General features: G+C 69.1%; 16 protein-coding genes and 1 tRNA gene. 10 read left to right on the forward strand and 7 right to left on the reverse strand.

Annotation, left to right across the window (positions count from 1 at the left end; translation table 11 throughout):
• Positions 1-238: 238 nt before the first annotated feature.
• The 4 genes from AB0915_RS09375 to AB0915_RS09390 form a co-directional block, all read right to left on the reverse strand.
• Positions 239-1,096, reverse strand: coding sequence for a sugar phosphate isomerase/epimerase (locus tag AB0915_RS09375; protein ID WP_366690500.1), 858 nt, complete (start codon positions 1,094-1,096; stop codon positions 239-241).
• A gap of 29 nt (positions 1,097-1,125) precedes the next feature.
• On the reverse strand, positions 1,126-4,614 hold the full coding sequence (locus tag AB0915_RS09380) for a ThuA domain-containing protein (RefSeq protein WP_366690501.1): 3,489 nt from the start codon (positions 4,612-4,614) through the stop codon (positions 1,126-1,128).
• Positions 4,615-4,877: 263 nt separating this feature from the next.
• On the reverse strand, positions 4,878-5,780 hold the full coding sequence (locus AB0915_RS09385) for a transketolase (RefSeq protein WP_366690502.1): 903 nt from the start codon (positions 5,778-5,780) through the stop codon (positions 4,878-4,880).
• A gap of 57 nt (positions 5,781-5,837) precedes the next feature.
• The gene (locus tag AB0915_RS09390) at positions 5,838-6,539 is read right to left on the reverse strand and encodes a transketolase (RefSeq protein ID WP_366690503.1); all 702 of its coding nucleotides are present in this window, start codon (positions 6,537-6,539) and stop codon (positions 5,838-5,840) included.
• A 127-nt stretch (positions 6,540-6,666) separates the two neighbouring features.
• Here AB0915_RS09390 and AB0915_RS09395 point away from each other — a divergent pair.
• Together AB0915_RS09395 and AB0915_RS09400 are read left to right on the forward strand one after the other, a co-directional pair.
• A tRNA-Pro gene (locus tag AB0915_RS09395) sits at positions 6,667-6,740 on the forward strand.
• A gap of 469 nt (positions 6,741-7,209) precedes the next feature.
• On the forward strand, positions 7,210-8,163 hold the full coding sequence (locus tag AB0915_RS09400; RefSeq protein WP_366690504.1) for a serine hydrolase: 954 nt from the start codon (positions 7,210-7,212) through the stop codon (positions 8,161-8,163).
• Positions 8,164-8,279: 116 nt separating this feature from the next.
• Here the strand turns inward: AB0915_RS09400 and AB0915_RS09405 are convergent, their stop codons facing one another.
• Complete coding sequence (locus AB0915_RS09405) at positions 8,280-9,665, reverse strand: serine hydrolase domain-containing protein (RefSeq protein ID WP_366690505.1); 1,386 nt, start codon at positions 9,663-9,665, stop codon at positions 8,280-8,282.
• The gene (locus AB0915_RS09410) at positions 9,662-9,985 is read right to left on the reverse strand and encodes a hypothetical protein (protein ID WP_366690506.1); all 324 of its coding nucleotides are present in this window, start codon (positions 9,983-9,985) and stop codon (positions 9,662-9,664) included. Before AB0915_RS09410 ends, AB0915_RS09405 begins: the two co-directional genes overlap by 4 nt.
• A gap of 501 nt (positions 9,986-10,486) precedes the next feature.
• On the opposite strand from AB0915_RS09410, the gene AB0915_RS09415 reads away from it, so the two are divergent.
• From AB0915_RS09415 to AB0915_RS09450, 8 genes are all read left to right on the forward strand, one after another.
• A complete protein-coding gene (locus AB0915_RS09415) occupies positions 10,487-11,962 on the forward strand; it encodes an amidohydrolase family protein (RefSeq protein WP_366690507.1) in 1,476 nt (491 codons plus the stop codon).
• Positions 11,959-13,071 (forward strand): M20 family metallopeptidase, encoded by a 1,113-nt coding sequence (locus AB0915_RS09420; protein ID WP_366690508.1) that lies wholly within the window; start codon positions 11,959-11,961, stop codon positions 13,069-13,071. Before AB0915_RS09415 ends, AB0915_RS09420 begins: the two co-directional genes overlap by 4 nt.
• Positions 13,072-13,201: 130 nt before the next feature.
• Positions 13,202-14,053 (forward strand): GNAT family N-acetyltransferase, encoded by an 852-nt coding sequence (locus AB0915_RS09425; protein ID WP_366690509.1) that lies wholly within the window; start codon positions 13,202-13,204, stop codon positions 14,051-14,053.
• The gene (menC, locus tag AB0915_RS09430) at positions 14,050-15,153 is read left to right on the forward strand and encodes an o-succinylbenzoate synthase (protein ID WP_366690510.1); all 1,104 of its coding nucleotides are present in this window, start codon (positions 14,050-14,052) and stop codon (positions 15,151-15,153) included. Before AB0915_RS09425 ends, menC begins: the two co-directional genes overlap by 4 nt.
• 76 nt (positions 15,154-15,229) lie before the next feature.
• Complete coding sequence (locus AB0915_RS09435; RefSeq protein ID WP_366690511.1) at positions 15,230-16,939, forward strand: helix-turn-helix domain-containing protein; 1,710 nt, start codon at positions 15,230-15,232, stop codon at positions 16,937-16,939.
• 84 nt (positions 16,940-17,023) lie between these two features.
• Positions 17,024-18,280 (forward strand): MFS transporter, encoded by a 1,257-nt coding sequence (locus tag AB0915_RS09440; RefSeq protein ID WP_366690512.1) that lies wholly within the window; start codon positions 17,024-17,026, stop codon positions 18,278-18,280.
• A 72-nt stretch (positions 18,281-18,352) separates the two neighbouring features.
• Positions 18,353-19,261: a serine hydrolase gene (locus tag AB0915_RS09445; protein ID WP_366690513.1), complete on the forward strand. Its 909-nt coding sequence runs from the start codon at positions 18,353-18,355 to the stop codon at positions 19,259-19,261.
• Positions 19,262-19,757: 496 nt separating this feature from the next.
• A complete protein-coding gene (locus tag AB0915_RS09450; protein ID WP_366690514.1) occupies positions 19,758-21,281 on the forward strand; it encodes a S8 family serine peptidase in 1,524 nt (507 codons plus the stop codon).
• A 325-nt stretch (positions 21,282-21,606) separates the two neighbouring features.
• Here the strand turns inward: AB0915_RS09450 and AB0915_RS09455 are convergent, their stop codons facing one another.
• Positions 21,607-22,443 carry a DUF429 domain-containing protein gene (locus AB0915_RS09455; RefSeq protein WP_366690515.1) on the reverse strand — a complete coding sequence of 279 codons (837 nt, stop codon included), beginning with the start codon at positions 22,441-22,443 and terminating at the stop codon, positions 21,607-21,609.
• Between the last annotated feature and the right edge of the window lie 72 nt (positions 22,444-22,515).

Consider the following 22,515-nt stretch of genomic DNA (forward strand, 5'->3'; position numbering starts at 1 on the left):
GGACGCGTCCGTCGGCATCCCGGCCTGCACGGCCGGCAGCGTGGCGCCGGTGCGCCCCATGGCCGCGAGCTGACCGGCCGCCTCAAGACCGGCCGAGCCGTGCAGCTGCGCCCGGGCGAGCACCGCACCCGCCGCGCCCGACCCTCGCCTGGTACGGGAAGCTGCTCGCCGCCCACTGAGCCACACAGCGGCCCCGGGGAGGCGGAACGCTCTCCGGGGCCGCTGCGCGCCGGTCCGCTCAGTACCGCAGCCGCGACAGATACGTATAGCTGGTGAGCGCCGAGGCGAACGGATCAGCCGGTGAGTCGTGCTCCACCAGCCACTGCTTCACCCCGCCCCGCCGCGCCGTGTCGAACATCGCCGGGAAGTCCAGCACCCCCGACCCGACATCGGCGAAGTCCCCGTTCGGCGCCATGTCCTTCACATGCAGCGCCGGGAAGCGCCGGGGGTGGCGTACGAACAGCTCGCCCGGTGCCGAGGCGCCACCGTTGGCCGCCCAGTACAGATCCAGTTCGAAGCCGACGAGTTCCGGATCGGTCTCGGCGAGCAGGATGTCGTACAGGCTGACCCCGTCCACCACCTGATGGTCCGTGCCGTGATTGTGGTAGAGCAGCTTCAGTCCGGACTCGCGGGCGGCCAGTCCCGCCTTGTTGAACTCCCGGGCCGCCTCCCGGTATCCGGCCGGACTGTGCAGCGATCCGGGCAGACTGGGTACGACGATCCACTTGCCGCCCAGCGTATGGATGTCCTCCAGTGCCTGCGGCAGCCCGGCGCCCTTCACGATGTCGTACGCGACATGTTCGAGGACCGCCTTGAGCCGTGTCTCGTCCAGCATCCGCCGGATGTCGGCCGCGCTGTTGCCGTGCCGGCCGCTCACCCCGACCGTCGCGTACCCGATCTCTGCCAGCCGCTCCAGTGTGCCCCGGAAGTCCGTCGCCAGACGGGTCCGCATGGTGTACAGGTGCATGCCGATCCCGGACGGCGGGATGCGGCGGCTGCGCCCGGATTCCATGGCGGACGCCGGGGCTGTACCGAGCCCGGCGGTCGCGGCGACACCCAGGGCCGTACCGAGAAACGCACGTCGTGTGCCGTTCATATCGTCTCTCTCCTCTCAGCCGACGTCGCTCAGCTCACGTCGATGCGGATGGAACCGGTGCTTGTGTCGCCCTTGTCGTCGGTGACCGTCAGATGCGCGGTGTAGGCACCCTTGCGGCCGTAGGTGTGTGTCGCCATGGCGCCCTCGGGCCCTGCGGGCTTGACGTTGTCGCCGAAGTCCCAGTGGTAGGAGGTGATCGTGCGCCCGGCCGCCGGCTTGACCGCACTGCTCAGCGCGACGGCGAGTGGCGAGCTGCCTGTGGCTGGGTCCGCCTTCACCGTGACCTGCGTACCGGGTTTCTTCTCGACGCCGGACCCGTTGAAGTGCAGCCAGTCCACGGCGAACAGGTCGGCCTTGTCGCTCGACCACTGCGGGTTGGTGAACACCGCGTACAGCTTCACGCTGCTCCCAGGGTCCTCCAGGTCCGTGGTCGGTGAGACGACCTTGCCCCAGTCCCCGGTGTTCGGCACGGTCACCTTCCCGAGCAGCTGCCCCGTCGGGGAACCGGCCCGGAACTCGACACTGCCACCGATCCCGCCGGAGGCCGCGCCGACCGTCACCGAGTCGATGTTCTTCAGATGCACCGGATCGAAGCTGATCCAGTCACCGTCCTCGATCTCCGTCAGCCGCTTCCCGCCGGAGGCGTCGGCCCTGTTGCCGACCACCACCCCGCCGTGCGCTCCGCCCGTCGTCGTGAAGTGCTCCGCCTCACGGAACGCGGTGCGCAGCGTCAATGAGGTCGAGCCGGTGAGCGCCGGGGCGTCCGGGGCGCCCTTGTCCTCGTAGCGGGCGGTGATCCCGTAGTACAGATTCTGGCCCGGACCGTGGCTGTCCCCGGCATCCGTGACGATCTCGCCCACACAGCCGGTGTAGTTGTCGAGCGGATGCAGATGCGTGTCATGGCCGAGCTGCGACTGCACGACCACCCGCGAGCAGTCGATCGGCAGTCCGTTCCTCCCGTCCTCCTTGTCCTTCACCTTCACCGTGAACGGGATGGTGTCGCCGAAGCTGAACATCCCCCCGTTCGGCGGCTGTTTGATCGTCACTTCGGGCCGGGTATTGCCGACGGTGATGTCCCGCACCGCCTGCGCGGTCAGACCACCGGGCCCGGTGACGGTCAGCCGTGCCGTGGTGAGCCCCTTGGTGTGGTATGTGTACGAGGGGTTCGGCTCCGTCGAGTCCGTGGTGCCGTTGCCGTCGAAGTCCCAGGCATACGTGACCGGCCGGCCGTCCGGAAGCCCGGAGCCGGCGCTGGAGAACGCGACGGTGAGCGGCGCCGGACCGTTGTCCCGGCTCGCGGTGATCTTCGCGTCGGGCAGCCGTCCGTCACCGACGTAGTCGATCCGGTAGATGCCCGCCCCCTCGTTGCTGCCGCCGCGGCCGGTGCCGCTGCCGAGCCCGAAGTCGATGACGTACAGCGCCCCGTCGGGACCGAAGTCGGCATCGAACGGCTGGTTCCACTTCATGTCCGCGAAGACGCCGTTGATCGACTGGAGTTCACCGGCCTTGACGGGAGCGAACCGCGGATTGGTGAACGTCTGGTCCTTCTGCTGGAAGGAGAACGTCTTGAACCACTGCCGGGTCAGCTCGTAGGTGAACCACTTCCCCTCGAAGTACTCGGGGAACTTGGTGCGGTACGAGTTCTCGGGGTCGTAGTCGTAGACCGGACCGCTCATCGGGCCACCGCCGCCGGTCCCGAGCTCCGGGAACTCGGCGGATGCGGAGTAGGCGTACCAGACCGTCGCGGGCTGCGCGGGCGGCAGATTCCGCAACCCGGTGTTGTTCGGCGAATCATTGACGAGCGCCGCGCAGTCGAACTTCGGACCGGACGTCCTCGTTGTGAAGTCGTAGTCGTTGAAGGGGGTGTTGTTGCCGATGCAGTACGGCCAGCCGAAATTCCCCGCCTTGGTGATCCGGGTGTACTCGACCGTGCCTTCCGGCCCGCGATCGGCGACCGCGGCCTTGGCGTCCGGGCCGTAGTCGGCGACCATCAGCGCGCCGCTCACCGGATCCGTGGTGATCCGGAACGGGTTGCGCATCCCCATCGCATAGATCTCCGGACGGGTCTTCTCCGTACCGGGTGCGAAGAGATTGCCCTCGGGGACGGTGTATGTGCCGTCGTCCTTCGGGGTGATGCGCAGGATCTTGCCACGCAGATCGTTCGTATTGCCCGCCGTGCCCTGGGCGTCCCAGGCGCGGCGGCCCTCGCCCTCGTCGATCGGGCTGAAACCGTCCGAGGCGAACGGGTCGGTGTTGTCACCCGTCGCCGCGTACAGATTCCCGTCCTTGTCGAAGGCGAGCGAACCGGCCATATGGGAGTTGGCCCGGCCCTCGCCGCGCCAGGTCGGAATGGTCAGCAGCCTTTTCTCCGAGGCGGGGTCGACCGTGTTGCCGGTGGCCGTGAAGCGGGAGAGGTTGAGCCGTTTCTCGGTCTTGTCGGAATGCAGCAGATAGAGCCAGTTGTTCGTGGCGAAGCCCGGATCGAGCGCGAGACCGAGCAATCCGTCGGACTGGCTGGTCATCTCCGGCGTGTACGCGAAGTCCAGCGCCGTCGTGACCTTCATGGTCTGCTGGTCGATGACTTTGAGCTTCCCGGTGCGCTGGGCGAAGAACACCCGGCGGTCCGGGGCGACCGCCAGCTCGAACGGGTCGGCGAGGTCGCTGGTGGCCAGTGCCGTGCGCTGGAACGAACCGGTCCGAGTCGCTGTGCAGTCACCGGACTTGGCGCCTGCGGCCCACTCGATGCCGCCCAGCAGATGCTTGACGAAGCCCTCCTCCTGGAAGGCAGACGAGGCATGGCCGCCGGCGGTGAACCAGGAGCGGCCGCCGTCGTAGTTCTGGCACCAGGACCACGGATGGTCCACGCCCTCGTTCAGACCGGTGATGCCGTCGCGCACCTTGATCTGCGCGAGCGTGTGCACCTTGGAGGTCGGATTGGTACGCCAGTTGTACCACTCCTCCGTACGTTCCCAGAGGTCCGGAAGGCCCTTGGTGGAGGGGTGCGCATGGTCGAGCACCTTGACCCGGCCGGTCTGCACGGCGGGATGCTGATCGAAGATCGCGCCGACCAGGCCCTCGTACCAGTCCCAGTCGCGCTCACTCGCCGAGGCGGCATGCAGCCCGACCCAGCCGCCGCCCGCACGGATGTACTTCTGCAGGGCGGCCCGCTCGTCGGCATTCAGCAAGTCACCAGTCTGCGGAGTGGAGTTGGTGTTGTTGAAGACGATGGCCTGGAAGCGGGCGAGATCGGTGTCATTGAAGACGGCCGAGTCGTCGGTGGCCTCCACGTCGAAGCCGTTCTCGGCACCGAGCTTCTTGATCGCTTCGATCCCCGCCGGGATCGAGTCGTGCCTGAAGTTGGTGACCTCGGAGTAGACCAGGACCCGGAACGGGGCCGCCTGGGCGCGAGGCGGCGAGGCCACCAACAGGCCGAGGACCAGGGCGAGAAGTGCGGTGAGGGCGAGGACGGGTGAGGGTAATCCTCGCGACGGATCTCTGCTGAACGGATGGTGACTCATGGGCGCTCCCTGTGCGGTAGTGTCGACTGCGGGGTATAGAAAGCGCTTTCTGGAGTACGCCGTTCAGACTAGGTTCACGTCTTCCACGGGGTCAATGGGTCGGCAGGGCCCTCTGTGACTCTGCTGTGAGGCAAGTGCGGCCCGGCTGCCGACGGCCCGGGGCGGCGGCCGGGCCCCGGGCGATTGTCGGTGCTGGGCGCTACGGTCGATTCCGACCGCACGCCGGCGGCGGATACGACCGGCCGCGGCCGCCCACGCCCCGGTCAGCCGCCCAGGAAGCCGGTGATCCGCTCCCGCAGCCCGTGCGGATCGAGGCCGTGTGCGGCGAGGTGTTCGTCCATCTGTCCGTACCGGCGAAGCTCCGCCTTGCCCACCCCGAGCCCCAGCACCCGGTGCGGCAGATCGGCGAGCGCGTCGTTGGCGGCGCCCGTCGACGTGCCCGCCAGGTACGGCTCGACGATCACCACATCCGCCGTCTTCCGGCCACCGGCCGCGCGCCGGAGTCCCGCCGCGTCGAAGGGGCGCACGGTTGTCGCGTACAGCACCGTCACGTCCAGGCCGTCCGTCGCTGCCAGGACGTTGTCGAGCATGGGGCCGACGGCGATCACCGCCCCGTTGCTCCCCTCCCGCACCGGCGTGAACCCGGTACCGACGCCGACCGCCCGGGCCCGCTCGTTCTGCTGGAGTGAGAGCCGCAGGTAGACCTTTTCCTCCCCGGCGGCAGCCTGCCGCAGCAGGGCCTCCGCCTCGTCGGGGTGGCCCGGCACCTGCACCGTCCAGCCGTCGAGGGTGTCCATCAGTGCGACATCGCCGGGGGCCATGTGGGTGACGCCGCCGGCGGGCCAGTCGTACGAACCTCCGGCGCTGACCAGCACCCCGGACACGCCCTGATGCCCGAAGTCGAGCTTCACCTGCTCGAAGGGCCGCTCCACCAGGAACGGGGCGAACGTATGCATGATGGGTCGCATCCCGGTCAGTGCCAGTCCGGCCCCCGCGCCGACCAGCAGCTGCTCCCGGATGCCGACATTGATCACCCGGTCCGGATGGGCGCGCGCGGCGCGGTCGAAGCCGTCCCGGCTGATCTCGGCCAGTACCACGGCCAGCCTGGGGTCATCGTCCAGCAGCCGCGACGCGGTGGTGATGAAGCGGTCACGCATGGTGTCCATGGGTCGGTTCTCCCTCGTTCTGAATCGCTGAGTCGTTGGTGTGCGGTGGTGCGGGGGTCAGTTCTTGGGGGAGACGCGGGCGACCACGGCCCGTGGCTGCCCGGGATGCGGTGCCGTGTATGCCGCGTACAGCGCCTCGTGGTCGCGGCCGTCCACGGTCGCGGCCGACCAGCCGGCCGCCTCGAACCGGGACGCGATGCCGCCGGGCCACCCGAAGGTTGCCGAGGCGTTGTCGATCACCAGGGTGTGCAGCTGCTCGAGTCCGGCCGGTCCGGCGTAGGCGATCGCCTCGTGGTTGCTGCCCTCGTCCAGCTCGGCGTCCCCGATCAACACCCAGACCCGGGGGCGGGTCAGCCCCTGTGCCCGGAGCCCGAGCACGCTGCCGACAGCCAGCGGCAATCCGTGTCCCAGCGAACCGCTGCCGATCTCGGCGCCGGGGACGAGCACGCGGTCCGGGTGATGCCCCAGCGGTGAGTCGTACCCCCCGAACCCGGGCAGCAACTCCTCGTCGAGGAAGCCGTGTGCGGCGAGGACGGCGTAGTACGCCATCGGACCGTGCCCCTTGGAGAGCAGGAACCGGTCCCGGTCCGGGGCGTCGACGGTGTCGGGGGTGACGCGCAGCACCTGGTCGTACAGAACCCAGAGGGCGTCGAGGGTGGAGGTGGCGGCGGGCCCGTGCTTCTCGTCGCCGGTCATCAGGCTCATCAGACGGTTCAGGTCACGGTATGTGTGCGCCGGAGCGCCGGTCTTGATCGTCATGCGTCCAGCATTCAACCTCAAGGATGGTTGAGGTCAAGCATGGAAAGGGGTTCGTGAGCACCCGCTCAAGTGCGGTATTGTTCTCATGCGCGTTCGGCCAGGGGGAAAGCCCAGGTCAGGCGAGCATCGGGACGTGGCGCAGCTTGGTAGCGCACTTGACTGGGGGTCAAGGGGTCGCAGGTTCAAATCCTGTCGTCCCGACAGTGATGTCGGAAGTTTACGCAGATCAGGGGCTCTCTTCGGAGGGTCCCTGATGCGTTGGTGAGAGCGGGCGGCGGTCGACTGCGACGCGCACGGCCAACGATCATGTGGGGGCACCCTCAGTGAAGCCGTGCTCCGGAGCCACTGCGCGAACAGCAGCCGTCGGACCGAGCGGTGGCGCAGCAGTGCGCCCGTGCTGCTCAGGCTGTCGCGTATCGCGCCGCGACCTGCCAGGCCGCGCGCACGGTCCGGTCCACGCTGCCTCCACCCTCCACCGTGCCCTGGCGGATGCCTCCGGCGCCATGGCTCACCCACCGCATCGCAACTGCCGTCTTCGTCGCCGCCGATGAAGACGCGGCCCTTCCTGGTGCCCATGCTGTTCCCGCGCCCACCTTCTGCTCGTTTCCGGTACGGATGACATGGGTGGGCGCCCCGGCGTGAACACGACATCCTGGAAGGGGTCAGGGGCATGGAGGAGAGCAGGACGACGGCGGGCAGTTCGCCCGGCGGCCGCGACAGGGCGCAGGCCGAACCTGAGCAGGTCCGGCGCACCATTGACGAGGCGTTCGCGGCGGCTGGATCCGGCGGCTTCGTCCACGCCGTCGACATCGACAGCGGTGTGCAGTTCGAGTACGGGGCGGACAACCCGGTGCTCCTGGCCAGTGTCTTCAAAATCCCGGTGTTGGTGGAGCTGTACGCCCGGTCCGACGAGGGCACCGTCGACCTGAGCAGCCGCTTGCAGGTGCAGGAGACCGGCCGGTCGCCAGGTCCGACCGGGTTGTCGGTCATGCTCGACCCGGTCGACGTCTCCTTGCGCGACCTGGCCTACTGGATGATGAGCGTGAGCGACAACGCGGCGACGGACGTCCTGTGCGACCTGCTCGGCATCGACGCCATCAACACCAGGATGAGCAGCCTGGGACTGAAGGAGGTTCGGCTGGAAGGGAATTGCCAGGACATCTACGACGCATTCGACGAAGAACTCGGCGGCGCCGACGTCCTCCACCTGAGTGGCATGGAAGCCGAGCGGCTGCGAGCCTCCCGCGTGCTGCACATCCCGTCTGCCACTCGCGGGACACCTCGCTCGATCACCACCCTCCTTTCGATGATCTGGCGGGACCAGGCGGCGTCGGCCGAGGCCTGCGCGGCGATGCGTCGCATCCTTGGGCTGCAGGTCTGGCCGCACCGGCTGCGCAGCGGTTTCCCTGACGACACGGTGGCCGTTGCGGGCAAGACCGGGACCATGCCGTTCGTCCGCAATGAGGTCGGCGTGGTGGAGTACCCGGACGGCGGCCGGTACGCCGTCGCCGTCTTCACATGCCCCGATTCGCTGGCGTACGCGAACCCTCCGGCCGACGCCGTCATCGGCACCGTGGCCCGCGCCGCCGTCGACCACATCCGGGCGACGCAGCCGACTGGCTGACGTCCCGACGCGTCGCTCGGCGTCCGGGTGCGGCCGCACGCCGACCCGTACCAAGCACCGCCGGCATCCGGACCCCCTGGGATCCGGCTGCCGGCGGTTCGGGCCCGCTTCCCTGTTCAGCTGGTCTTCGGCGTGGCGCGAGCATGGAAGTGGATGTAGCGGGAGCCGTCGCCCAGGGTGTGAAGGACGACGGGCGTCCACGCGCCGAAGTCCTGTTCCCGGGTGACGAAGAGGCCGACATCCGGATCAACGGCGGTCAGCGGCATTCGGTGCGGTGGCTCCTCGAGACCGGCCAGCCCCTCGATGATGGTCACGGTGAGTTCCGGTGTGCCGTCCTCGCCCGGGGCGAGGTCCATTCGCACGCCGTGCCGCTCGTAGCTCCCGTACCAGTCGGCGAGATCCACGGGGATCGGCTCAGCGGGCGGCTGCGGCGGCCCGGGCACGCGCAGCCCGGCGGTCTCGGGGAGTACCTCGTTCGCCACCGCCCGGAAAAGCTCCCGGGTGCGTCCGCCGTTGGTGAGCAGGACGATGACGACGTCTCGGTCGGGGAGGATGCGCAGGAAGGCGCTCTGGCCGATGGTGCCGCCGTCGTGGCCGTAAAGGGTTCGGCCCTCCCAGGTCGGCAGGAACCAGCCCAGGCCCCAGTGATCGGCGAGGGTCCAGCGGTCCGGCACCGCCACCTGTGGCTCGCGCATCATGCGCGCGGACGTGGCGGACAGTACACGGGTGCCGTCCGCGGCGGCGCCGTCAGCGAGGTGCATACGGGCGAAGGTGACGAGGTCCTCGGCGGTGGCGACGACGGTGCCCGCCGGCCCGGCCGAGCGTGGGAGGTCCCAGCGCGGCGCGGGTCGCGGCCAGTCGTCGGCTCCGCCCTCCGGCGCCGGCAGGTGCCCCATGGCCGCCCGGAAGCGCAGCACGTCCTCGGGCAGGGTGAAGGCGCGGTCCATGCCCAGGGGGGCGAGGAGACGCTCGCGCAGGGCGGTGTCCCACAGCTTGCCGGTCAGGACCTCGATCACCCGGCCGGCGACACCGAAGCCTGTGTTGCAGTACGACTGGGTGGCACCGATGGGGTGCGACTGGTCAAGATCCGCGCACCGGGCCATGAACCGCTCCAGCACGTCGTCCCCGCGGCCGACGTCAGTGAAGACGTCGCCCTGGATGCCGCTGGTGTGCGTGAGCAGGTGGCGCATCGTCACCGACGCGGTCACGTCCGGGTCGGCCACCTTGAACTCCGGCAGTACCTTCACCACCGGCTCGTCGAGGTCGAGCAGCCCCTCGTCCACCAGTTGCATCACAAGGGTGGTGGTCAGCGTCTTGGTGATGGAACCGATCTGGAACAGCGAGTCGGTCGTGGTCTCCACTCCCGTATCCTGGTTGAGCACGCCCGCCGCCGCGAGAACGGTCCGGCCGCCCGCGTGGACGGCCAGGGAGGCGCCGGGTACGCGGTACTCGCGGGCGAGTTCTTCGAGCCTTCGTCCCAGTTCTGTCTGGTTCAGTGTCAACGTTGCTCCTTCATCGCGGTCTCTTCATCGGTGGCGGCCACCGCGGCGAGCGAGGCGTGCCCACCGTTCGACGGGCCGTCGGGTTCTTCGGCAATTTCTGCGGCGTCCAGGGTCGGGCCGGTCCCCATGAGGCCGCCGGCGGCCGCCAGGTCGTCGGCGAAGTGGCAGGCGGCCCGGTGGGGCCGCTCGGCCGCGCCGAGCTGCGGGTCCAGGATCAGGCACACCGAACGGGAGGCGTTCGTGCGCGGCCCGACGAGGCAGCGGGGGTGGAAACGGCAGCCCTGCGGAGGATGGTGGGGATCGGGGCCATCCAGGAGCATCCAGCCGGCACGCCTCGGCCGTCTTCGTCGCTGAGCACCAGATGGGCACCTCGCGTTCGTCGCCGGTTCCCAACGGGCCGGATTTGCAGGCGGAGGCTCGGGACGGTGGCCTCCGGCCCCGCCGGGGCACAGCGTTCCACGGGCGGACGGCGTCGACAGCACTCGTATCCCGGCCATCCGGGCTTCTTCGCTCCAGCTCCGCCGAATGCGCCCCGGAAGCGTTCCGAGATCGGTGGTCAGGAACGCGTGGCCTCACAGGCGCCGCACCGCACCCCCCGCCGGCGCGGCAATCGCCTTGGTGGCAGGCACTGTTCTCCTCGGTCGGCCCGGGCATGTCCAGCCTGGAGAAGAAGCAGTACTTCATGCCGGGTTCGTCGGGGTGTATGAACAGGCCGTCACGGATTCGTCGGCCTGGACCAACAGCGGTGCCCGATCCCCCTCCTAGGGTCGTACTGGAGACCAGCAGGTGCTCCAGTGCGTCCTCGACGAGGAGACGAAAGCATGCAGACACTTTTGCGTGGCGGCCGTGTCATTGATCCGGGAACAGGGTTCGACGGCATCGCCGACGTCCTCGTGTCCGGCGGCGTGGTCAGCGCCGTCGCCGCAGGGCTCGACGCGCCACCGGGATGCGCGGTGGTTGACGTCACGGGTCTGGTCGTCGGTCCGGGGTTCGTCGACCTGCACAGCCACGTGCACTCCATCGCGGGGCAGCGTCTGCAGGCCATGGACGGCGTGACGACGGCCCTCGACCTGGAAGCGGGCCTCATGCCCATCGGGCGTGCGTACGCCGAGGCCGCCGCGGCCGGACGCCCGCTGCACTACGGCTTTTCCGCCTCGTGGGGTGGCGCCCGGGCCCAGGTGCTCGCCGGAATCCAGCCCGACGCCCAGATCGGGAGCGGCCTCGCGGTGCTGGGAAACCGCGCATGGCAGCGCTCCTCCACCGATCGTGAACTCGCCGAGTGGCTGGCCCTGATCGAGGGTGAGCTGAGCGCCGGAGCGCTCGGCATCGGAGTCCTCCTCGGGTACGCGCCCCACAGTGAGCCTGCCGAGTTCCTTGCTGTCGCCCGGCTTGCCGCGAAGGCCGGCGTGCCGACGTACACCCACGTCCGCGAGCTGGTCGAAGTGGATCCCCGAACTCCCGCAGACGGCTCCGAGGAGATCGTCATCGCCGCTGCCGAGACCGGCGCAGCGATGCACCACTGCCACGTCAACAGTACTTCGGGCCACCACATCGACCGGGTACTCGGCGCGTTGGACGGTTCACGGCGGTCGGGATCTCGGGTGACGGTCGAGGCCTACCCGTACGGGGCCGGCAGCACGGCGATCGGAGCGGCCTTCCTCGACGCCGAACACCTGCGGATGAAGGGCCTGTCCCCGTCGAGTGTCGTGATGCTCGAATCGGGGGAGCGCATCGCCGACGAGGGGCGCCTGCGGCAGTTGCGGAACAGCGACCCCGGGGCGCCCTGCATTCTGGAGTTTCTCGACGAGGGCAACCCGCGCGAGCTCGCGATGCTGCACCAGGCGCTGGCCTTCCCGGACGCGATTGTCGCCAGTGACGCGATGCCCGTCTACTGGCCCGACGGCAGCAGCGACAGCACCGAGTGGCCACTGCCGCCCGGGGGAACGACGCACCCGCGCACCGCGGGAACGTTCACCAAGACGCTGCGCGTGATGGTGCGGGAGAGCGGTGCCTGGGACTGGCCGGAGGCGTTCCGGCGGTGTGCTCACCTGCCGGCGCGGGTCCTCGAGGAGGTGGCGCCGGGCGCTCGGGCGAAGGGACACCTCGGGGTCGGCGCGGACGCCGACATCGTCGTCCTCGACCCCGCGGCGATCACCGATTGCGCGACCTACTTCGACCCCACGCGGCCGTCTGTGGGCGTGCGGCACTTGTTTGTCGGTGGTGTCCCGGTGGTCAGTGCGGGGGAGCTGCAGGTCGACGCGCTTCCCGGACAGCCGCTGCGAGGTGAGCCGCGATGACGGCGACGCGCGCCGACATGGCGGTGGAGGCCCTCGTCGCGGACATCGAGACCCTGGTGCGGTGCGAGTCGCCGTCGTCCGATCACGAAGCCGTCGCCCGCAGCGCAGACGTCGTGGCGGCACTGGGGCGCAGGCTGCTGGACACGGAACCGGATCGCGTGGTGATCGACGGGTGCACGCACCTGAGGTGGCGGTTCGGCGAGGCGCCGCGTGTGCTGCTGCTCGGACACCACGACACGGTGTGGCCCATCGGATCGCTGGAGACACACCCGTATTCCGTCCGGGACGGAGTGCTGCGCGGGCCGGGCTGCTTCGACATGAAGGCGGGTGTCGTGATGGCGCTGCACGCCGCCGCTGCCGCCGGGAACCGGTCGGGTCTTTCGATCCTGGTCACCGGTGACGAGGAGATCGGCTCGCTGTCGTCGCGGCGGCTGATCGAGGAAGAGGCTCGCGGCTGCGACGCGGTGTTCGTGTTGGAGGCGTCGGCAGGCGGCGGAGCGTTGAAGTGCCGCCGCAAAGGCGCCTCCCTGTACCGGATTGAAGTGGACGGCCGGGCCGCGCACGCCGGGCTCGAACCGGAGAAGGGCGTGAACGCCGGAGTGGAGGCGGCACACCAGATCCTCGCCGTCACCGCACTGGCCGACGCCGGGCGGGGCACCACCGTCGTGCCGACGGCACTCTCCGCCGGCACGACGACCAACACGGTTCCCGCAGGCGCCAGCTTGGCGGTCGACGTACGTGTGTGGGACGAGGCGGAGCAGTGGCGGGTCGACCGGGCCGTGCGGGACCTCCGCCCCGTACTCGAGGGCTCGCGGATCCGGATCTCGGGCGGCATCAACCGCCCGCCGCTGCAGGCGGACGCGTCGTCGGGGCTGTTCGACCTCGCTACAAAGGCCGCTGCCGAACTCGGCCTCGGAGCTCTCACCGCCGCCGCTGTCGGTGGCGCCTCGGACGGGAACTTCACCGCCGGCCTCGGGATCCCCACCCTCGACGGCCTCGGCGGCGTGGGCGGCGGTGCGCACGCGGACGACGAACACGTCGTCGTCGCCGAACTGCCACGGCGCACCGCCCTGCTCACCGCCCTGATCGACGCCGTGCTGGCGAAATGAACTCTGTGCGCTACGACGAACGTGGCGGGCAACCCTGGTGCGGCACCACGGTGACCCACCCGGTAAGCCCGGAAAGGAAAGTCCCGTGACAGATCTTGCGGCATATGAGTCAGGCCTGGTTTCCCCGGCCGTGAGCGCAGCTGCGCTGGCCGCCGCGGCCGCTGCTGCCGCCGCCTCACGTGTGGAAATCCGGGACCTGACCGAGGTGTCCGACCTGACCGAGGTCTGCCGGCTCTTCGCATCGATCTGGCAGCCGGGTGCCGGTGCCCAACCGGTGACGACAGAGCTGCTGCGGGCGATGGCCGCCGCGGGGAACTATGTCGCGGGCGCGTACGAAGGGGAGGAGCTGCTGGGAGCCTGCCTCGGCTTCTTCGGCAGCCCGGCCAAGGCGAGCCTGCACAGCCACATCGCCGGCGTGGCACCGCGAGGGCTCGGGCGGGGGATCGGATTCGCCCTCAAACTGCACCAGCGCGCCTGGGCGTTGCGCCAGGACGTCTCGCTGATCACTTGGACATTCGATCCCCTGGTGCGGCGGAACGCGTATTTCAACCTGGCCAAACTCGGCGCCGGCCCGGCGCGCTACCTGCCCGACTTCTACGGGCCGATGCGCGACGGCATCAACGGCGCCGGTGACACGGACCGGCTGATGGTCCGTTGGGAGCTTTTCGGCCCGGCGGCGTCCGCCGCTTCGCTCGGCGAGGCTGCCCGAGTCGAAGTCGACGCGCTGCGAGGGCGCGGTGCGGCTCCTGCCCTGTCGGTCGCCCCTGACGGGGGGGTGCTGACCGCAGTGGCCGACGGGCCGGTCGTGCTCGTCGCCGTGCCGCCCGACATCGAGACACTGCGGCGCACGGACCCGGACAAGGGCCAGGCGTGGCGCGTCGCGCTGCGTGAGGTGTTGGGAGGCCTGATGGCGGAGGAAGCCAGGGTCATCGGATTCGATCGTGCCGGCTGGTACGTGGTCTCGAGGGAGAAGTCGTCGTGAAGCCCAGTGGTGTGGAACTTCTGCGTGTCCAGATGCCTTTGGTGGCGCCGTTCCGGACGTCGTTCGGTACGCAGAACGTACGGGAACTGCTGCTCATACGAGTCGTGACACCGAATGGCGAGGGTTGGGGCGAGTGCGTCACCATGGGGGAGCCGCTCTACTCCTCGGAGTACGTCGACGGGGCTGAGCACGTGCTGCAGAACTTCCTGGTCCCGGCCCTGATGGAGGGCGAGGTCACCGGGAGCCTGGTCGCGCCCCGCCTGGCCAGGTTCAAGGGTCATCGGATGGCGAAGGCCGCACTTGAAATGGCCGTGCTCGACGCTGAACTCCGAGCACACGACCTGTCCTTCGCCACCGCGCTCGGGTCCACCCGGGACTCCGTGCCCTGCGGGGTTTCGGTGGGCATCATGGACTCCGTCCCACAACTCCTGGACGTCGTAGGCGGTTATCTCGACGCCGGCTACGTGCGGATCAAGCTGAAGATCGAACCCGGCTGGGACGTCGAGCCGGTGCGAGCGGTGAGGGAGCGCTTCGGCGACGATGTGCTGCTGCAGGTCGACGCCAACACGGCGTACACGCTGTCCGACGTGTCCCAGCTCGCCCGTCTGGACCCCTTCGAGCTCCTCCTCATCGAGCAGCCCCTGGACGAGGAGGACCTCCTGGGCCACGCCGAGCTGGCCCGTCGCATCCGCACGCCGATCTGCCTCGACGAGTCGATCGTGTCCGCCCGTTCCGCTGCCGACGCGATCACGCTGGGTGCCTGTCGCATCGTGAACATCAAACCCGGCCGGGTCGGTGGTTACCTCGAGGCACGGCGGGTGCACGACGTCTGCGCCGCCCACGGGATCCCCGTGTGGTGCGGTGGCATGATCGAGACCGGGCTCGGGAGGGCGGCCAACGTCGCGCTCGCCTCGCTGCCGGGGTTCACCCTGCCCGGCGACACCTCGGCGTCGGACCGGTTCTACCGGACCGACATCACGGAACCGTTCGTCCTGAAGGACGGACACCTGTCCGTGCCCCAGGGGCCGGGCCTCGGTGTCACCCCGATTCCCGACCTGCTGGCGGAGGTCACCACCTCGACGGTGTGGCTCGGTTCGTAGCACGCGACGAACTCGCCGTGAAATCCGGTCGGATCGGACCAACAGGTTCCGGTGTGACCGGAGTTACCTTTGGGAGGTGCTGACACCGACGTCTGGCAACTCATACACAAGCCTGGCACGCGTTCTCGAAGACCTCGGGGACGTGTTGCTGGAGTCGATCGCCGGCGGCGGGGGCACGCGCCGGCAACTGAGCGGCGTAGTCATCCACGACCCGCTCGACGAGGCCCAGTTCTTCGCCCAGACCGTCGTCCTGGGGGTGGGCGTCCACGAACCGGACGACGTGGTCCGCCTCCTGTACGAACTCGGCCGCAAGGGCGCTGCGGCGCTCGTCGTCCGGTCACCCTTCACCGTGACCGCGGAAATCCGGCGGGCCGCCGACGAGTCCGGCGTCGCACTGCTCGGACTCACCCGAGGCGCCTCGTGGGCGCAGGTGGCCGCCATGCTCCGCACCCTGCTCGTCGAGGGAGACATCGGCGACATCTCACCGCAGACGCTGGGCGGCATGCCGTCGGGCGACCTGTTCGCGTTGGCCAACGCCGTGGCCGCGCTGCTGGACGCACCAGTCACCATCGAGGACCGCAGCTCACGGGTGCTCGCCTTCTCCGGCCGCCAGGACGAGGCCGACCAGTCCCGAGTGGAGACGATCCTGGGCCGCCAGGTACCGGAACGGTTCACGCTCGACCTGGCGCGCAACGGTGTCTTCGAGCGTCTCCATCGCGGCCATGAGCCCGTGTACGTCGATCCGCTTCACGACGAGACGATGACCGTTCCCCGGGTGGCGCTGGCTGTGCGGGCCGGCGACGAGATCCTTGGCTCGATCTGGGCGGCGGTGCCCGGGCCCTTGTCCAAAGAGCGGACGCAGGCGCTGATCGACGCGGGCAAGCTCGTCGCACTCCACATGCTGCGTCTGCGTGCGGGCGCCGATGTCGAACGCCGCCTGCGTGCCGACCTGGTGAGCACCGCGCTCGAAGGCGGCGCGGGGGCAACGGAGGCGATTGCGCGGCTCGGGCTGGTGGGGCAGCCCGCGATCGTGCTGGCACTGGGTCTGTTCGGCGGTCCGGACGCCGAGCCGTCGACGGAGGACGGTCTGCGCCGGGTCGTGGATCGTCAGCGGGTCGCGGACGCGCTGGCCATGCACCTGAGTGCGGTCCAGGCGCGCTCGGCCGTGGCGCTGGTGGGCGACGTGGCCTACGGCATCGTGCCGATGCCGGGAGTCCAGGCGGACTGCCAGGAGCGGTCGATCCGCGTCGCGTCGACCTTCCTGGAGCGCATCGGGCAGCGCGCGGACGCGGCGATCGGCATCGGCCCGCCCGCACTCGACGGCTCCGGACTCAGCCGCTCGCGCGACGGCGCGGACCGGGCGCTGCGGGTGCTGCTCACCAACGGGGGCGCCCGGCGGGTGGCCACAGCGGAGGACGTCCACGTCGAGGCGCTCATGCTGGACCTCGCCGATCTGGCCGCCGCGCGCGGGGCCGTGGCGACCGGGCCCGTCGCCCGCCTGCTCGACTACGACGCCCGGCATCAGTCGCAACTCGTCGACACGCTGAGGCATTGGCTGGACGCCTTCGGCGACGTGGCCGCCGCGTCCGCCGCGGCATATGTGCACCCCAACACCTTCCGGTACCGACTGCGACGGGTCGCAGAGGTCGGTGAGATCAACCTCGACGACCCTGGCGAGCGGTTCGCGGCGATGCTGCAACTCCGGCTCCACCCAACCGGCACCATGAGCAGAAGCCGGACACCGCATCGAGTCAACGTTCGTCCGCACCGCCCGAACCTCACCTGAAGGTTTGTGGAACTCCACGAACCCGCTCCATCGCCTGATGTCCAGGATGGGCCATCAACCCCGACGCAGCGGACGGAGGTAGCCATGACCGCGGTGGTCACCGAGGACACCTGGACACCTGAACGGGTCAACCGGACAGCAACGATCACGATGGTTGTCATGCTGTGCGCCTGGTCGATCGACTACATCGACCGTTTCTCCATCAGCATGGCTCTTCCATCGATTGGAGAGGAGTTCCATCTCGGCAAGACCGCGCAGGGCTCGCTGGTAACCGTCTTCGCGCTGGTCTACATGATCTGTCAGATACCGGCCGGCTACCTGGCCGATCGGTATGGCTCCCGCCATCCGATGCTGATCACGCTCGTGCTGTGGTCGCTGTTCACCGCTTTGACCGGGATGGCCGGCACCTTCGGTCTGCTCCTGCTGTTCCGTGGCCTGTTCGGTGCTTGTCAGGGGGCCTTCCCGGCGGCGTCGTTCAAAGCCATCGCGGAACGGACGACACCGGAGAGACGGGGGACCGCCACCAGCGTGATGTTGTCCGCCAGTGGGATCGCCGGCCTTGCCCCTCTGCTCGTCGCCCCACTACTGACAGCCATCGGCTGGAGACACACCTTCCTCTGGATGGCGGGTTGTGGCGCCGCCATCGGCATCGGGCTGTGGGCGCTCCTGCCCAAGGCGTTGCCGGACCGGCTCAGCCGGCTCCCGCAAACGGCAATGGCGACGCCCGAAGTCTCGCGTGCGCAAGTGCTGAAGTCCCCGGCCGTGTGGAAGTTCGCGGTGCTGTTCTGCGCGATGAACATGCTCAGTTACGGCCTGGTCACCTGGGTGCCCAGCTACCTGCTCGAAGCCAGACACCTGTCGCTGAACGCGACCGGGGTGCTGTCGGCGATCCCGAGTCTGGTGGGCTTCGCGACGACCATCTTCGGCGGCTGGCTGTTCGATCGGTACTTCCACGACAAGGCCAGGTGGTACCTGGTGTCCATCGCGACGGTGACCTCGGTCCTGCTCGCCCTGATGGTGTCGGCGGGCAGCGCAGCGACATTCACGGTCTACGAGACGTTGGCCGTCGGAGTGTTCGGGATGGCGACGATGTGCGTCTTCGGCCTTCCGCTGCGGGTGCTTCCCACGGCGGTGGCCGGTCTCGGTGCCGGGATGACGAACTTCGGCGGCCAGGTCGCCGGCGTGATCGCGCCGCTGGCGATGGGCTGGCTGGCAGACGCGTTCTCCTACACAGCGGCGTTCGGCTTCCTGATCGGCACCACGCTGCTCACCGCGGTGCTCGCGTTCTGGGTCCCACAGCGCGCCGAACAGTTCAACTTCCCGTCGAGCGGCACCAAGTAGTCGGTCGGCGCACCAGCGAACAGATCCAGTCCGGACAGAACTTCCACACCGGACAGACAGAAGGGGTCCCCCATGCTCACCGAATCGGAACTGGTCGCGATCATCACCGCCCGAGCGGCGGAAGTCGGCGTCCGCGTCTGGCTGCACGCGGCCGATCTGGACGGCCCGCGACAGATGGGCATCGACGCCGAGGAGCCGGTGGTCACCGCGTCCGTGTTCAAGGTTCCCGTGGCAGTGGAACTTGCCCGGCAGGCTGCCGACGGTGAATTCGACCTCGCCGAGCGGATCGTGGTGGCACCGGGACATCCGACCGCCAGCCCGTACGGCCTTGCGACGTTCCGCCACGACGTCACGATGTCCTGGTACGACCTGGCCGTCCTGATGATCGGCATCAGCGACAACGTCGCCACAGACCTGATCCTCGGAAAGGTGGGAAAGGCCGCGGTCGCCAAGACGCTGCGGCGGCTCGACCTCCCGCACACGGCCGTCCCCCACGACTGCGGGGAGCTGTTGCGCACGATCGGCGAGGACATCGGGATCGACTACCAGGACGACGAACGGATCCTGGCTGCGTTGCCGGCCGAACAACTCGCCAAGCTGCGTGCGTTGACACCCGAAGAGACCTGCCGGACCACCGCCGCGGAAAGCACCCGGTTGCTGGGCCTGATCTGGCGTGACGAAGCAGCGCCCGCGGCGGCGTGCGCCGACGTCCGGCGCTGGCTGGAACTGCAGGTATGGCCGCACCGGCTGCGCTCCGGCTTCGCGGACGACGACGTCAGGATCAGCGGCAAGACCGGAACGCTGCCCTCGCTGCGCAATGAGATCGGCGTGGTGGAGTACCCGGACGGCGGCCGGTACGCAGTCGGTGTCTTCACCAGGGCAGTCGACGCCCGATCGAGAGTTCCCGAGCGTGACGCCTTCATCGGGTTCGCCGCCGCCCAGGCGGTGGACTGGCTTCGGCGGGGACCGTACCTCCCGTAGGAGGGGAGTGGCTGATCAACGGCGGACTGTCCCGTCGACCGCGTCTATCCGGTCTTGATCGTGGACGCTGTCAACGTCAGGATCAGCAAGCTCTTGCGGAGCGGGTAGGGGCCTCAACGTTCGCGAATCGGCAATGACCGCGGCCTGGGGCGCGTAACGGCGTGACAAGTCTTCAAACCAGTCCACGCGCATTGTTGGGGGTCAAGGGGTCGCAGGTTCAAATCCTGTCGTCCCCACTCGGAAGAGTCTCAGGTCAGGGGCCGTTTCGGAGGTATCCGAAACGGCCCCTTGATCATGTTTGGGGACCAGTCGGGGACCGGCGTGCTTGACCGCGTCAGCGGGCGACCACGATCGGGCTTGGCAGGGAGCGCGGGGCGCGCAGCATGCTGAGGTGAGCAGAGGGTGCTGTGCGGGCGGTCAAGTATCCCCGCCGATCAACTCGTTGAGCCTCCGCACGCGTCATACCACCCGTACCGCGAACCAACTGGAGACCTCTATGACACCGCCCCGCACGCGCTCCCGTCGTCTTGTTGCCCTGCCGCTGGGGATGGTCATGGCGACCGCCCTCACCTTCCTGCCCAACGTCACGGCGTCGGCGGCCGAGCCGGCCCCGACGGCCACGACGGCCGACGCGACCTCCCTCAGCTACATCGTCAACGTCGCCACAGGACAAGGCCCGTCCACGATGGTGAAGAAGGCCATCGCGGACGCGGGCGGCACGATCGTCATCGCGTACGGCCAGATCGGCGTGATCGTCGTCCACTCCTCGAACCCCGACTTCGCCCGGGCCATCCGCAAGGTTCCGGGCGTGCAGTCGGCCGGAGCCACCCGCACCGCGCCCCTTGCCGTGCAGTCGGCGACCGACGTCGGCACGCCGAGGGTGCTCAGCGCCGAGGAGGTCGCGAGCGCCCAGGCGGCCGACGGCCAGGACCCGCTGGAGTCGTTGCAGTGGGACTTGCCCGCCATCAAGGCGGACAAGGCGCACGAGAAGACGCTCGGCAGCCGCGACGTCACGGTCGCCGTCATCGACACCGGCGTCGACGACACCCACCCCGACCTCGCCCCAAACTTCAACCGCGACGCGTCCGTCAACTGCGTGTCGGGCAAGCCGGACACCACCGACGGGGCTTGGCGGCCGGGCGGGTCGTCGCAGAGCGCCCACGGCACGCATGTCGCGGGTGAGATCGCGGCCGCCAAGAACGGCATCGGCATGACCGGCGTCGCGCCCGGTGTGCAGGTCGCCGGCATCAAGGTGTCCAACCCGGAGGACTACATCTACACCGAGGCCGTGGTCTGCGGCTTCGTCTGGGCGGCCGAGCACCACGTGGACGTCACCAACAACAGCTATTACACCGACCCCTGGAACTTCAACTGCCTCGACGACGCCGACCAGAAGGCGCTCGTCGACGCCACCACCCGGGCCACTCAGTACGCGGAGCACAAGGGCACGATCAACGTCGCGGCCGCGGGCAACGAGAGTCACGACCTGGACGCGCGCTCCATCACCGACCCCGCCTCCCCGAACGACGGCACGCCGCGCGACCGGGTGATCGACCCGCACAAGTGCTTGGACATACCGACCCAGCTGCCCGGTGTGGTGACCGTTTCCGCGACCGGTGCGAAGGGCATCAAGTCGTCGTTCTCCAACTACGGCCTCAACGTCATAGACGTCGCCGCGCCCGGCGGCGACTCCCCCCTCTACCAGCCCCCGGCCGCGCCGGCCACCGATGGTCGGATCCTCGGCACGTTGCCCGGCGGCACGTGGGGCTTCAAGATGGGCACGTCGATGGCATCCCCGCACGTCGCGGGGGTGGCCGCCCTCATCAAGTCGACGCACCCGCACGCCACCCCCGGCCAGGTGAAGGCCCTGCTGTACTCCGAGGCCGACGCCACGCCGTGCACGGATCCGTACGACATCAACTCCGACGGCAAGATCGACGCCGTGTGCAAGGGGTCCAAGAACCACAACGGGTTCTACGGGGCGGGGATCGTGAACGCGCTGAAGGCCGTGACGAAGTAAGGGCAGTCCGCACGCAAGAGGCCGGGCCGTCGACCTTGGGTTCTAGTGGCTGTCACAACACTCCGGTTCAGGGGTGGCAATGGACTTCGAGATCCGGCGGGACCGAACCCCTCAAGGGCCCGGAAAGCTGAGTCGGGAGCGGGAGGCATACTCCCGGCTCATGCAGCAGGGCTACAGCAATCGGGAAGCGTGCCGGATCGCCGGCATGCCTCCCGTACCCCGAGTTGATCGGGCGCTTGTTCACACGTGGCACGTGAGAGGGAGGGCGGCACTGAGCACCGAGACACAGCTGGCGACGGCGCGGTGAGCCGCTGAGTTCTTCGGTTCAGCGCGCCTCGCGGCCACGTCGCTGCTCGGGGCGGGCAGGCGCGATGATGGTAGGAGCCTGTCCGGGGGGTAGGGGGTTATCCGCTCCAAGTACTTGGCAGCGCGCCAGTCCGTGTCGGGACCACAGTGCGGCCGTCCACGAACAGAGCAGCGCGTCGATGAGGTCTTCCCGATGCTTGTAGTCAGCCGCCTTCTGAGGTGAGGGCTCAGAGAGCAGTTGACGGGAGATCGGGTGGGAGGAGAGCAGGAGGGGCGGATCGGTGGTGGCCAGGCCCGCCATGTGCGCGATCAGCCTGTCGCACTCCGCCGCCCGTACCGCTCGCCACTGTGCCGTCGGAACTCGTGCCGGTCGGCGCTTGTACGTGGGGCGTTCCTGGTCGTAGCCCAGCTCGGCGGCTCCGACCAAGGTCGTGTACGGATAGCACTCGGAGAAGACGCGACCGCCGGTCGGCGGCCCGCTCCTGCCGTCGTCGTAGGCCCAGCCGGAATCCTGCAGCCATTCCCGCAGCAGCACTCCGGCCTGTCGAGGAGAACTCTGGTTGGTGCTGTTCGCGCTCACCTTCCAACGGCCGTACCGCCGGCCGACCTCCCGCTCGCACGGCCGCTGGCCAACCGGGTTGTCGACGACCAGCGGTGCGTCGAAGAATGCCAGGGTCGAGCGGTCGTCGGCTGTCTTGGCCAGCCATGACATCGTCTCTTCGAGACCGCGGGTCCAGCCGCATTTGATCACGACGCCGCACCTGTCGATAGCGGCCACGCCTGTTTCATTGGGCTTGCTACGGGCTCCGCCCTGCGCCCAGGCGAGGTCGATGCCGATGAACCGTTCAATCCCCATGCATCCGTAGTACCAGAGAACCGGCCACCGGCGTGGCCCTCTGCCTTGCTGATCAGCTCGCGACCCGGCTCC

It is taken from the genome of Streptomyces sp. NPDC048411 (genome assembly GCF_040704695.1).
Taxonomy (GTDB): Bacteria; Actinomycetota; Actinomycetes; order Streptomycetales; family Streptomycetaceae; genus Streptomyces.

What these genes read in the sequence shown, in the direction of transcription:
- AB0915_RS09375 (WP_366690500.1), bottom strand. Translation starts at nt 1,096, where the DNA reads ATGAACGGCACACGACGTGCGTTTCTCGGTACGGCCCTGGGTGTCGCC.
- AB0915_RS09380 (WP_366690501.1), bottom strand. Translation starts at nt 4,614, where the DNA reads ATGAGTCACCATCCGTTCAGCAGAGATCCGTCGCGAGGATTACCCTCA.
- AB0915_RS09385 (WP_366690502.1), bottom strand. Translation starts at nt 5,780, where the DNA reads ATGGACACCATGCGTGACCGCTTCATCACCACCGCGTCGCGGCTGCTG.
- AB0915_RS09390 (WP_366690503.1), bottom strand. Translation starts at nt 6,539, where the DNA reads ATGACGATCAAGACCGGCGCTCCGGCGCACACATACCGTGACCTGAAC.
- AB0915_RS09400 (WP_366690504.1), top strand. Translation starts at nt 7,210, where the DNA reads ATGGAGGAGAGCAGGACGACGGCGGGCAGTTCGCCCGGCGGCCGCGAC.
- AB0915_RS09410 (WP_366690506.1), bottom strand. Translation starts at nt 9,985, where the DNA reads ATGCTCCTGGATGGCCCCGATCCCCACCATCCTCCGCAGGGCTGCCGT.
- AB0915_RS09415 (WP_366690507.1), top strand. Translation starts at nt 10,487, where the DNA reads ATGCAGACACTTTTGCGTGGCGGCCGTGTCATTGATCCGGGAACAGGG.
- AB0915_RS09420 (WP_366690508.1), top strand. Translation starts at nt 11,959, where the DNA reads ATGACGGCGACGCGCGCCGACATGGCGGTGGAGGCCCTCGTCGCGGAC.
- AB0915_RS09440 (WP_366690512.1), top strand. Translation starts at nt 17,024, where the DNA reads ATGACCGCGGTGGTCACCGAGGACACCTGGACACCTGAACGGGTCAAC.
- AB0915_RS09445 (WP_366690513.1), top strand. Translation starts at nt 18,353, where the DNA reads ATGCTCACCGAATCGGAACTGGTCGCGATCATCACCGCCCGAGCGGCG.
- AB0915_RS09450 (WP_366690514.1), top strand. Translation starts at nt 19,758, where the DNA reads ATGACACCGCCCCGCACGCGCTCCCGTCGTCTTGTTGCCCTGCCGCTG.
- AB0915_RS09455 (WP_366690515.1), bottom strand. Translation starts at nt 22,443, where the DNA reads ATGGGGATTGAACGGTTCATCGGCATCGACCTCGCCTGGGCGCAGGGC.